Origin of the sequence: Flavobacterium sp. (assembly GCF_044348915.1) — a bacterium.
Classification (GTDB): Bacteria; Bacteroidota; Bacteroidia; order Flavobacteriales; family Flavobacteriaceae; genus Flavobacterium.
Map to the genome: position 1 here is coordinate 1 of NZ_JBIKRX010000085.1, position 11,558 is coordinate 11,558.

Consider the following 11,558-nt stretch of genomic DNA (forward strand, 5'->3'; position numbering starts at 1 on the left):
CTGCATCTTCCTTAAATCGCTTGTTAAATGTTATTGAATTCACACCTATAAATTTCTCCCTTGTACTCATTTGACAAAGGTAATACTATTTTCGTTTTTGGGCGGCCTAAACGCCTATACCTAAATAAATTTTTACCTGTAAGCTGTAGTGATGAATTTTATATCTTTGTAATCAAATAGTCAAAAAATGTTTTCAAAAGCTTGTGAATACGGAATTAGGGCATCAATTTTTATTGCTGAGCAGTCTCTTTTGGATAAAAAAGTGGGTTTAAAAGAAATCGCAAAAGCTATTGATTCTCCTGAGGCTTATACTTCGAAAATATTGCAACAGCTTTCGCGAAATTTTATCATCAATTCCGACAAAGGCCCTCACGGTGGTTTCTCTATGGATAAGAAGCACCTTGAAAAAGTAAAGCTAAGTTCTGTTGTTAATGCAATAGATGGAGATGCTATTTACAATGGTTGTGGGTTGGGTATGAAAAAATGTGGAGACGATAAACCCTGCCCTTTGCACGCTCAATTCAAATTTGTACGAGAAGAACTCAGAAAAATGCTTGAAAACACATCAGTCAAATCTTTGGCGTTGGATTTAGGCGAAGGGTTAACCTTTTTAAAGCGCTAAATTAAATTTGACTTAACAACGGATAATCATGTCCTATACTGTATTTATCCTCCCTTTTAAATAGTAATGATTGTCCTTGTTATATACAAGGTATTTCTTTTTTTACGCTAAACGCAAATATGTTTTGACGATGCCTGTCGTTGAAATTATGATTAATAAATGACAACTACTCCTTTGAGTTTATTAATGTCAATAGGTCATCACGATGATTAGGATGTTGCTATTTGTTTCCCTTTTTCCTTGTCAGACTAGGTTCTTCTTTTAGTCGAATGTATCACATACAATTTTATATGTTTATTTTTGAAGTATGATATTTATCATATTATTAGACTTTTTTGTCTTTTATTTTTGCGTAGAAATTTAGCAATAAAAATTAAGTGCAATAGAAATCAAGTGCAGCATGCCTTGTGGGAAAAAGCAATAAAATTTGATTTGCAAATTGGCATAAAGAAAGGTCGATAAAAAACAATAAATATCTATATGAAAGCTAGATGGATTAGACGAATGTATCCGCCACCTGAATGGAGACCTGGGGTGTTATTATTAATCGGAATAATTATTGGGTTAGGGCTTTATTTATTGAGTATAGCCAATGTCGCTTCGTATGCGTCAGATGACCCGAAGGCTTGTATCAATTGCCATGTAATGAATACCGAGTATGCAACCTGGCTTACCTCTTCCCACTCCAAAAGAGCAAGCTGCAATGATTGTCACGTTCCACACAATAATGTTTTTAATAAATATTATTTTAAAGCAAAGGACGGTCTTTATCATTCCTATGTATATACCACGCGAACCGAACCCGAAGCAATAATTATGCACGAAGCGGGTCAAAAAGTAGTGCAGCAAAATTGTATCCGTTGTCACGATAGACAATTGAAAAATCCAAAACAGTCCAGTTTGATTGCAGATTATGATGTACACCGAACCGATAGAAAATGTTGGGAATGTCATCGCGAAGTGCCACATGGCAGGACAAAAAGTTTATCAGCCTCCTCTATGTTAGGTAAAAGATCGGAAGGTGGCGATACAAGAATGCCTTCGTGGCTATCCAAACAATTTGAAAAATCAGACAAAAAATAAAGCAACTAAATTATTATAAAAATGGATCCTATTAAAAAAAGAAACATAAGAAATTGGGCATTCCTTATTGGTACAATCCTTATTGTATTTGTGTTAGGTATACTTGCCACATCAATTATTGAACGAAAATACGAATCTAGTTATGCTGGATTAGAAAAAAAGGACATCAAAGAAAATGATCCTCGAAATGCAGTTTGGGGAGAACAATTTCCGCAGCAATATGAAAGTTATATGGCTACCGAAGATTCTACTTTCAAAAGTATGTATAAAGGAAATGCAATGATTGATGAACTCGAAGAAGATCCTAGATTGGTTGTGCTTTGGGCAGGATATGGATTCGCGAAAGACTATAATCAAGGTAGAGGTCATGCTTATGCGGTGAAAGATGTTCGAAATAGCCTTCGTCCAGGTAATTTATATCCAACAGATACAGCCAAAGGTATGCCAGGAACTTGCTGGACTTGCAAGAGCCCTGACGTGCCTCGTTATATGGCCGAAAAAGGAGTTGCCGAATTTTATAAAACTTCGTTCGAAAAATTGGGACCTGAAATTGTGAACCCTATTGGTTGTGCCGATTGTCACGATTCTAAAACAATGAACCTTACTATTACTCGTCCAGCATTGGTAGAGGCCTTTGCCAATCAAGGGAAGGATATCAAAAAAGCAACTCATAATGAAATGCGTTCTTTGGTTTGTGCACAATGTCACGTAGAATATTATTTTGATAAAAAGAATGCAAAAAATCCTAAAGTTCCTTATTTGACTTTTCCTTGGACAAAAGGGATGACTGCTGAAAACGTGGAAAGCTATTATGACGAAAAAGAGTTTAAAGATTGGGTACACCCAATTAGTAAAGCCAAAATGATCAAAGCGCAACATCCAGATTATGAAGCTTATACTACAGGAATTCACGCTAAAAAAGGGGTTTCTTGTGCCGACTGTCACATGCCTTACAAAACTCAGGGAGGAACTAAATTTACAGATCATCACATTCAATCACCATTGAACAATGTTCAAAATTCATGTCAAGTTTGTCACAGAGATGATGCGAACTCTTTGATAGAGGATGTTTATACTCGACAAAAGAGCATCAGAGAGAATGTAATCTTGTTAGAAGACAACTTAGTGAGAGCTCATATCGAGGCTGGAGCAGCTTGGAAATTAGGTGCTACTGAAGCGCAAATGAAAGATATTTTATTAGACATTCGTCACGCACAATGGCGTTGGGATTATGCCACTGCAGGACACGGAGCTTCATTTCACGCGCCGGTCGAAATTGGTAGAACTGTTTCCTCAGGACTTGCTGTTGCTCTAGATGCACGTGTTAAATTGGCTAGATTGTTGGCTAGTTTGGGACAAAAAACTCCGGTGGCAATGCCTGATATTTCTACAAAAGCCAAAGCGCAAGCTTTCATCGGTTTGAATATGGAAAAACTAAGAGCCGATAAAGCAAAATGGAAAAAAGAAATTCTTCCAACTTGGGACGCTAAAGCCAAAGCGAGAGAAAGCAAGTATGGAAAATAAAACAGTTAAAGAAGGTTTATGGGGTTATAAAGAATCTTTCATCTTCGGACTTATATTGCTAGTATTAGGATTTGCGTTGCAAATCCTAATTGGCAATAAAGTGAATATTAATCTACATTGGCCTTTCAATTTTATTGTTTTTAGCATCCATATTGTTCTTTGCGTTTTTAGTTTTATCTTTTTTAAAGGAACAACACTAATTCGATGGATTACCAAGGTGCCAGCCTCGATGGTAGCCATAATTATGGTGTTGTTTTTAACGATGCTTATTGGCACGATTCCTCAAACTTTAGAAAATAATAACCCAATTATCAATATTTTGGGTTTAAATAAAATTACTCAAACTTGGTATTTTTTATTGGCAATTTTCTTTTTTTCTACTTGTTTGTTAATGATAAGCATCAAAAGAATCTCATTAGGTATTCTTTCTAATCTAGGATTTCTTGCTAATCATTTAGGTTTGTACATCGCCTTGAATGCTGGGGTTTTTGGCTCAGGTGATTTAATTCGCTACACGATGGAACTCAAAGAAAATAAAATTTCTTGGGTTGCCAATGATGCCAATAACAAACCTGTCGAAATGCCAATTGCCCTAGTTTTAGAGGATTTTGTTATGGAAGAATTTCCTCCCAAATTGGCTATTATCAATCATTCAGGTAGTTTGCTTACTAAAAAAGGGAAGAATCTCTTTTTAGTAAAAAAAGGACTTAAAGTGGAATTAGAAGATGGCTATACGGTAGAAGTGGTTGATTACTTGGCCGAAGCTGTAAAATTCGATAAAAGTTATCGTCCTGTCAATCAAGAAGGGGCAACACCAGCAGTTTATGTGAAAGTGTCGAATGCAAAAACTGGGTTTAAAAGCGAAGGCTGGTTGGCATCAGGAACCTTTTTGTATGATCAGCAATATTTAGGTTTAGAAAACAGACAATATTTAGTGTTGACCAAACCAGAACCGAAGAAATTCAGCTCGAAAATAAAAGTATTTACAATTGATAAAGAAGAGTACAACACTGTTTTAGAAGTAAACAAACCTTTTGAAGTGATGGGTTGGAAACTGTATCAGCTCAGTTATGACGAACGTTTTGGTAAGTATTCTCCAACTTCGACCATAGAATTGGTTAAAGATCCTTGGTTGCCTGTAGTTTATTTGGGTGTTTTTATGATGATTGCAGGAGCAATTTATCTATTCTTTATTGGCAATGTAAAACCTAAACGCAATGATTGATTATAATTCGTTTTATATAATTAGCAGCATTATATGGCTACTAGCCGTTGTTTTTCTTTTTCTTTCATTGAAAGGGAATAGACTTTTTTTGACAACAGCGTTAGTGCTAAATGTGATTGCTATTCTGGTTATCGCTTCCTTTGTGTTCTATTTGTGGCAAGCTTTAAATAGACCTCCGATGCGTACTTTAGGCGAAACCAGACTATGGTATGCCTTGTTTTTACCGATAATAGGAATGGTTTTTTATTGGAGATGGAAATATGTTTGGATCGTATTCTATACCATTGGAATGGCATTTTTATTCTTGACCCTCAATTTTTTGAATCCAGATATGTATTCCCAGACTTTGATGCCTGCCTTGCAAAGTCCTTGGTTTGTGCCGCACGTGATTGTTTACCTTTTTTCGTATGCCGCGCTTGGTGTTTCCTGTATTGTTGCTGTCAAAGAATTAGTTGTCCCATCGAAAAATGGACTGCAATTGGCGGATAATTTGGTGTATATCGGCACGGCCTTTCTTACGCTAGGATTATTATTTGGGGCTTTATGGGCCAAAGAAGCTTGGGGACATTATTGGACTTGGGATCCCAAAGAAACTTGGGCTTTCCTAACTTGGACAGGCTATATTTTATACATACATTATCGATTTTATCATCCAAAAGAGGACAAGCGAGCGATGTATTTGTTGGCTTCTGCTTTTCTGATTCTGTTGATTTGTTGGTTTGGTGTAAACTATCTCCCAACTGCCCAAAACAGCGTTCACACTTACACCAATTCTAATTAATTATATGATATGATTTAGCATTACTCTAACCGTTTAAAACAATATTATCTCTTTTTTTATTCAATTTTTACAACAAAAAAGAGGTAGTTATAAAGCAAGAAAAAAATAGAATTTTTTTACATCCAAAATTAATAAATACAATAACTAAATTAAAACAAGGATGAGGTTGTTTAAACAACGATAATCCACCAAACTAAAAACAAAATTATTATGAAATTAACAAGAACAATTTATTTATCCCTACTGGGACTTTTCGCGGGTACTGCATATGCACAAGAATTCAGTTCCGATTTGCAAATTAGACCTCGTTACGAGTACTTGAATGGATTTGGGACTTTATTGACACCAACCACAGAACATACTTCTTTCATCGGACAACGTGCAAGAGTAAATTTTAATTACAATGACTCTAAATTGAAAGTTAAATTAGCGCTGCAAAATGTTCATACTTGGGGAGACGCTGCTACCACATCCTTTTCTAGCAAAAACGGAGTAGCTGCATTCGAAGCTTGGGCGGAATACAGTTTCGTGGACAAATGGAGTACAAAGGTAGGACGTCAACCTTTGTCCTATGACAATCAAAGGATTATAGGAGGATTGGATTGGGCAAATCAAGGCCGTAGTTTTGATGCCGCTTTAATCAAATATAAAGGAAAAAACAGCCAATTGGATTTAGGATTTGCTCTCAATGCCGATTCTGAAGCGAAAGTTGCTCCAGTGGCACCTTATACTACAGATGTTTTTAAGGATATGCAATATGCTTGGTATCATACCAATATTAATAAGTTGGGAGTTAGTTTATTGGTTATGAATGTTGGAAAAGAGTACCTGAAAACAGCTATTGAAGTTGAAAGAAGCTATTTTCAAACTTTTGGAACTTTTGCTAAATACGAAGGAAAAACAATTGTTTTAGATTTCAGTCTCTACGGACAAACTGGTAAAATAGGTCAAAGTACGGTTTCAGCTTGGGAAACAGCAGTGAATTTAGGATATGTGTTTTCGCCAAAATTTAAAGCAACTGTAGGGTATGAATTCTTATCTGGAAAAGATCAAGGTTCTTCATCAACTATGGTGAAATCATTTTCTCCAATTTTTGGTACTAACCACGCTTTCAATGGTTTTATGGATTATTTCTATGTTGGGAATCACGCCAATTCTGTTGGTTTAAATGATCTTTCATTAAAACTGGATTTTCCAATCAAAAAGGTGAATATATCATTTGCGCCACACTTTTTCTCAGCTCCAAACAAAATTATTTCTGGTGGAGTGGAACAAGATTCTTACCTAGGGACGGAGATCGATTTAACCGCGGTTTACAAAGTGTATAAAGATATTACATTGACTGCTGGATATTCACAAATGTTTGCCTCGGATTCAATGGTAGCACTAAAGGGAGGGACGGGATTAAACGACATCACAAATAACTGGGCGTATTTGATGGTAAACTTCAATCCACAAATCTTTTCAACCAAAAAATAGGTTAAGTATGCAAAGTTTGAGTCTGTAAAAACTAATGATTGACGAGGTTTTTTAAAACTTAATCAAATTGTTTTTTATTCGTGAATTCTTATGTTGTAATTTACTAATTCAACCGAAAGGCTGTGGTATTTATATCTCAGTCTTTTTTTTGGGTTATTTTAATGGTCTTTTTTGTTGTTAGATCAATTGTTTTTAGACGGTTTAATCTTAATTCTAAAATTTTAGTAGTGCTAAAAGTTAATCAAAGTTTAATTGTTTTATTTCAACATTCGAATTACCTACTTTTGTAGGCTAAAACAAAACATAATGTCTACTACAATAAGAAGTTTTCTTTCAAGCCTTATGATACTTGTTTTTTTAAACAGCTTTGCGCAACAAAAAGAATATCTATTGCAATTCAAAACCACTAAAGAATTGCATCGGTTTTTGAGTTATTCCAAGAACGCTATTCCATTAGTAAGTGCCCATCGTGGCGGCCCGGTGAAGGGTTTTCCTGAGAATTGTACCGCAACATTTGCCAATTCCATAAAATACAATCCCACCATTGTCGAAACTGACATTGCCTTGAGCAAGGATTCGGTTTTGGTTATGATGCACGACAATACATTAGACAGAACGACCACGGGAACAGGTAAAATTGAGAATTATACTTATCAAGAATTACAACAATTGTATTTAGAAGACAACGACGGTAACAAAACGCCATACAAAATTGAAACTTTGGACGAAGTGTTGAAATGGGGAAAAGACAAGGTAGTTTACAATCTCGATGTCAAGAAAGGAGTTCCAATGCAAATGATTATTGATGCCGTTCGCAGAAACAAAGCGGAGGCGTATTCGGTGATTATTACCTATAACGCCAATCAAGCGGCCGAAGTAGCGAAGTTGGCTCCCGATTTAATGATTTCTGTCTCAGCTCGTGGAAAAGAAGATGTAGTACGTATGGAAAATCTTGGGGTTAAAGCCGATAAAATGATTGCTTTTGTAGGTGTTTCAGAACCAAAACCAGAAGTGTATGAATATTTGCATAGCCGTAAAATAGCCTGTATCCTTGGGACAATGGGGAATATTGATAAAAGTGCTGCTACCAATGGAGATGTTTTGTATTATAAATTGATCGAAAACGGAGCCAATGTCCTTTCGTCTGACAGGCACATCGAAGCGGGAATTCAATTGATGATGTATGCCGATGATAAAAAGCTGAAATCGAAACATATTAAAATTCAGCAAGTACAATAAATAAAAAAGGAGTTTCATTACAAAACTCCTTTTTTATTATTAAACCCCAAAGTCTATAAACTAATTCACCAAGAACAAAGCATTGCTAAACAGCAAGATTCCGTTTTCCCAGAAACCTCTAAATAATGGATTGTCAACCATATAAATAACAGATCCCTCGCCTTTTTTGTCAACAGCATAACTTACTGTTTCTGTTAGTTTTTTCTTCATCTCGTGACCAACAAATCCATAGCTTAAATACTCCTTTGGGACGTAAGCCACATTAATCGATTTTTTCAACAACGGATAGCAGTTCTCACCGGTTTTAAGGCTGTAATAGGAATCGCCTAGTCCGAACGCCATTGGGTAAGTTTTGTCTATTTTGTTTTCGATAATTGCCCCAGGAATGGAACCCGAAATGGCTCTACGTTCTGAACCTTCGAAATCTAGGAAACGTTTTTTCAATTCCAATTCTTTATCGTCTTTCTCTTGTTTTTCTTTGTCTTCTTTAGTTGCAAATGGACTTAAGGCGTAGCCTTCTCTGTCTTCAAATAATGAAATTGCTGCGTTCATGGCGATTACTTTTCCGCCGTTTTTGATCCAGGCATCCATTTGTGTTTTTTGGTCATTTGAAAGATCGTAATAACCGTCTGCCAAAATGAGAGTGTTGTAGTTGTATAATTTCACCCTGCTGAAATTAGCGGTTTCTACAATACTTACTGGATAATTGATAGTTTCATCGAGATAAAACCAAGTAGCTCCAAACTCGGTTGAACTGACTCCTTTTCCAGACAATAGAAGTATTTTTGGAGCTTTTAGTAATTCGAAATTTTCGCCACCCAAATCTTTTGAATTGGTCGAGAATCCGGTTGAAATGTAATTATAATCAGTTTTGATTTTGACAATTTCGCTAACCGTTTTTTCAAAATCTACGGTTTTTGGATTATCGGCTTTACTCACAATTAATCCTCCGGGAGCAATAGTAATATCGCCAAAAACAGCTTTTTTCATTGCCGATCTTACTTTTAGGCCTGCTTGATGTAGTGCAGAAACAACTTGGGCTGAGGTTCTATTATTCCACGGAATATGAAATGCATAAACGGTTTCTGGAACCTTCATTACTGCCACTTCAATAGTTGGTTTGGTCTTGATTTTTATATTATTTTTCACAGCATAAGCCTCTACTCCATAAGCAAGCGGTATTGCCCAAGCGGTAATGTCATACGATAAACTGTCATTTAATTTGTGATTGGGTTCAAAAAGAACTTGGGTCAAAACAGCTCTAGGTTGATCTGTTTTTATAATCAAATCATTGGGCTCGATTTTGAAATTTTTATTCTTTTTCGATTGATAATGAAAACCAGATTCATTGGAAGTAGCATCAGCATACGCATATTCGATATTGTTTTTCTTCAATAAAACTGCCATTTGTTCTAATTTCGGGTTGCTCTTCATTACATAGGTTTTGTATGTTCCTTTAGCGGTCTTACGAGCATTGTTGTTAAAATCTCTAAACCCTTTTACAAGTGCCTCTTTTTGTGCTGACGCGCTTTCTACAATTGTTAATACGGCAGTCGCGTGATGAGTCAAACGGTCTTTAATGGTTACATTGGAGCCATTTTTCATAGTGATTTCTCTACCAGCCCCTATTCCTCCTTGTTCCAATGTCATTCCAACTGCACCATTATAAGTAGGGTAGGTGTCACCATAACTTGGGTAAAATAAATCGAAGCGTTCGCGAGTATTGTACATCCAGTTTTGTTTGTCAAATTTGGCTGAAATGTTTTTTCCCAAAGTTGTATGAAAATCTTTTTGGTATTGCTCTATATATTCGTGCAACGGTTCAGCCGATGGAGGAAAAAAATAAGGAGATTCATAACCCATTTCGTGAACATCAGTATGAACTTGTGGCATCCATTGGTAATACATAGCGATACGTTGTTGCGTTTCCGCTTGTGTTTGCCAAGCCCAATCTCTGTTTAAATCAAATATATAATGGTTGTATCTTCCGCCTGGCCAAACTTCCATGTGTTCTCTGTCGTACAAGCCGGGATGGGTTTTCTTGCCTGAAATCTCACGCAACCAGTTTCCGTATCGGGAATATCCATCAGGATTGATACAAGGATCTAAAATGACGACGGTATTTTTTAACCAAGCTTTTGTAGTTTCATTGGTTGGGTTCAACAGTTCATAAGCTACAGTCATAGCACTTTCGGTGCCTGCAAATTCATTTCCGTGAACATTGAAGCTCAACCAAACGATGACTTTGTCTTCAATATTTCCTGTTTTAGCATTTGACATTCCGATAGCTGCTAGGTTGTTGTTTCGGATTTGTTCCAAATTCGCCAAGTTTTCTGGCGTCGAAATGAAAAATAAATTCAAATCTCGCTGCTCGGCAGTAATGCCATATTTTTGCTTTTTGATGAGTTTAGATTCGGTTGCTAAATAATTGAAATAGTTTTCAACTTGATGATAATAAGTGATTTGTTTGCCGTAGTCTGGAATAAAATCGGATGGGCTTTTGAGTTGTGCAGTAAGTGTATTAAATATGGATACTAAAACTAGTAATGTAAAGCAATATTTTTTCATAATGGAGTTTGAATTAGGAACGTGCCAAAAATACTTATTAACTTTATATTGACCTAAAAAATGCAATAAATAGTAACAAATCTCCAGAAAAATTTACTATGTAGGTTTTTATTCTGAAAATAAGTTAAAAAATAATCTTATTAATTTGCAAATCGTGAATGATACAAGTGGTAAATTCAAAAGAAAAGGAGATTCAAATTTTAAACTCCTATTTATTTTCCGGTTATTTCAAAACTGTTTAATTCAATTAAAGAATGTTTAGAAAGCAGTTCAATTACTGTTTTGAAATTGTTTTTAAAAAGAAAAAAGAATTCTTTGTTTTTTATATTCCCTGAGGTTATTAAAAGTAATTTTTTAGGTTTGTTAAAAAGTAAATAACCATCAAGAAAATCTTTGTCTTTAGTGATGATAATTCTATCTTCTAATTCGGATATATTGATTATTTCTGAGTCAGAAGTTTTTTCCTTGTTTGGCATGTCATCGGTATGAATAGCGTCATAGCCGCTGTCTTTTAAAAAAAGTTTTAACCCATACGGCAACTGAGCATCTACAACAAATTTCATGCAACTTTACTTAATATTTTAACATCGGTAAGTTTTGAAGCATATGCCAAACATGCTAAAATATCCTCATTTTCAAGGGCTGGATAGTCTTCAATCATTTCTTGAAATGTCATTCCTGAGGATAACAAATCTAAAATCATTTCTACTGGGTAACGCATATTTCTCACTGTTGGTTTGCCGTGACAAACATCAGGATTTATTGTTATTCTAGAAATTAGATTTTCCATGGATTTAATTTTATTCAAATGTAAAGAAAATGATTTAAACAAAAAAATCTGCTTTCGAACAGGGCATTCGCTTTTAAAAGTTTCCGCCACGAATTACACTAATAAACACGAATTAGAACTATTGTAACTAATCAGTTTATAATTCAAACTCAAATTTAGCTATTATTACCAATGCTTCCAATACATTTAGGCCATTTTTTATAGTTGTATCAATGACTGAGCGTATTTTAGCAAAGTTTTGTGCTGC

The 11,558-nt window shown here is 35.4% G+C and carries 10 protein-coding genes; 7 read left to right on the forward strand and 3 right to left on the reverse strand.

Features of this window, described 5'->3' with window-relative positions:
* The first annotated feature begins 187 nt into the window (after positions 1–187).
* From ACIQ1E_RS11945 to ACIQ1E_RS11975, 7 genes are all read left to right on the forward strand, one after another.
* Positions 188–622: an RrF2 family transcriptional regulator gene (locus ACIQ1E_RS11945; RefSeq protein WP_396171533.1), complete on the forward strand. Its 435-nt coding sequence runs from the start codon at positions 188–190 to the stop codon at positions 620–622.
* 480 nt (positions 623–1,102) lie between these two features.
* A complete protein-coding gene (gene nrfH, locus ACIQ1E_RS11950) occupies positions 1,103–1,705 on the forward strand; it encodes a cytochrome c nitrite reductase small subunit (protein ID WP_396171534.1) in 603 nt (200 codons plus the stop codon).
* A gap of 21 nt (positions 1,706–1,726) precedes the next feature.
* Positions 1,727–3,229: an ammonia-forming cytochrome c nitrite reductase gene (gene nrfA / locus ACIQ1E_RS11955; protein WP_396171535.1), complete on the forward strand. Its 1,503-nt coding sequence runs from the start codon at positions 1,727–1,729 to the stop codon at positions 3,227–3,229.
* Positions 3,219–4,454: a cytochrome c biogenesis protein ResB gene (locus tag ACIQ1E_RS11960; RefSeq protein ID WP_396171536.1), complete on the forward strand. Its 1,236-nt coding sequence runs from the start codon at positions 3,219–3,221 to the stop codon at positions 4,452–4,454. The genes nrfA and ACIQ1E_RS11960 overlap by 11 nt, the downstream gene beginning before the upstream one ends.
* Positions 4,447–5,235 carry a cytochrome c biogenesis protein CcsA gene (gene ccsA / locus ACIQ1E_RS11965; protein ID WP_396171537.1) on the forward strand — a complete coding sequence of 263 codons (789 nt, stop codon included), beginning with the start codon at positions 4,447–4,449 and terminating at the stop codon, positions 5,233–5,235. Before ACIQ1E_RS11960 ends, ccsA begins: the two co-directional genes overlap by 8 nt.
* Positions 5,236–5,445: 210 nt before the next feature.
* A complete protein-coding gene (locus ACIQ1E_RS11970; protein WP_396171538.1) occupies positions 5,446–6,714 on the forward strand; it encodes an alginate export family protein in 1,269 nt (422 codons plus the stop codon).
* Between the two features lie 306 nt (positions 6,715–7,020).
* On the forward strand, positions 7,021–7,953 hold the full coding sequence (locus ACIQ1E_RS11975) for a glycerophosphodiester phosphodiesterase family protein (protein WP_396171539.1): 933 nt from the start codon (positions 7,021–7,023) through the stop codon (positions 7,951–7,953).
* 60 nt (positions 7,954–8,013) lie between these two features.
* On the opposite strand, the gene ACIQ1E_RS11980 is transcribed toward ACIQ1E_RS11975, so the two are convergent.
* The 3 genes from ACIQ1E_RS11980 to ACIQ1E_RS11990 form a co-directional block, all read right to left on the reverse strand.
* Complete coding sequence (locus ACIQ1E_RS11980; protein ID WP_396171540.1) at positions 8,014–10,521, reverse strand: M14 family zinc carboxypeptidase; 2,508 nt, start codon at positions 10,519–10,521, stop codon at positions 8,014–8,016.
* Positions 10,522–10,733: 212 nt separating this feature from the next.
* Positions 10,734–11,084 carry a DUF5615 family PIN-like protein gene (locus tag ACIQ1E_RS11985; protein WP_396171541.1) on the reverse strand — a complete coding sequence of 117 codons (351 nt, stop codon included), beginning with the start codon at positions 11,082–11,084 and terminating at the stop codon, positions 10,734–10,736.
* Positions 11,081–11,311: a DUF433 domain-containing protein gene (locus ACIQ1E_RS11990; protein ID WP_396171542.1), complete on the reverse strand. Its 231-nt coding sequence runs from the start codon at positions 11,309–11,311 to the stop codon at positions 11,081–11,083. Before ACIQ1E_RS11990 ends, ACIQ1E_RS11985 begins: the two co-directional genes overlap by 4 nt.
* Between the last annotated feature and the right edge of the window lie 247 nt (positions 11,312–11,558).

What these genes read in the sequence shown, in the direction of transcription:
- ACIQ1E_RS11945 (WP_396171533.1), top strand. Translation starts at nt 188, where the DNA reads ATGTTTTCAAAAGCTTGTGAATACGGAATTAGGGCATCAATTTTTATT.
- nrfH (WP_396171534.1), top strand. Translation starts at nt 1,103, where the DNA reads ATGAAAGCTAGATGGATTAGACGAATGTATCCGCCACCTGAATGGAGA.
- nrfA (WP_396171535.1), top strand. Translation starts at nt 1,727, where the DNA reads ATGGATCCTATTAAAAAAAGAAACATAAGAAATTGGGCATTCCTTATT.
- ACIQ1E_RS11960 (WP_396171536.1), top strand. Translation starts at nt 3,219, where the DNA reads ATGGAAAATAAAACAGTTAAAGAAGGTTTATGGGGTTATAAAGAATCT.
- ccsA (WP_396171537.1), top strand. Translation starts at nt 4,447, where the DNA reads ATGATTGATTATAATTCGTTTTATATAATTAGCAGCATTATATGGCTA.
- ACIQ1E_RS11970 (WP_396171538.1), top strand. Translation starts at nt 5,446, where the DNA reads ATGAAATTAACAAGAACAATTTATTTATCCCTACTGGGACTTTTCGCG.
- ACIQ1E_RS11975 (WP_396171539.1), top strand. Translation starts at nt 7,021, where the DNA reads ATGTCTACTACAATAAGAAGTTTTCTTTCAAGCCTTATGATACTTGTT.
- ACIQ1E_RS11980 (WP_396171540.1), bottom strand. Translation starts at nt 10,521, where the DNA reads ATGAAAAAATATTGCTTTACATTACTAGTTTTAGTATCCATATTTAAT.
- ACIQ1E_RS11985 (WP_396171541.1), bottom strand. Translation starts at nt 11,084, where the DNA reads ATGAAATTTGTTGTAGATGCTCAGTTGCCGTATGGGTTAAAACTTTTT.
- ACIQ1E_RS11990 (WP_396171542.1), bottom strand. Translation starts at nt 11,311, where the DNA reads ATGGAAAATCTAATTTCTAGAATAACAATAAATCCTGATGTTTGTCAC.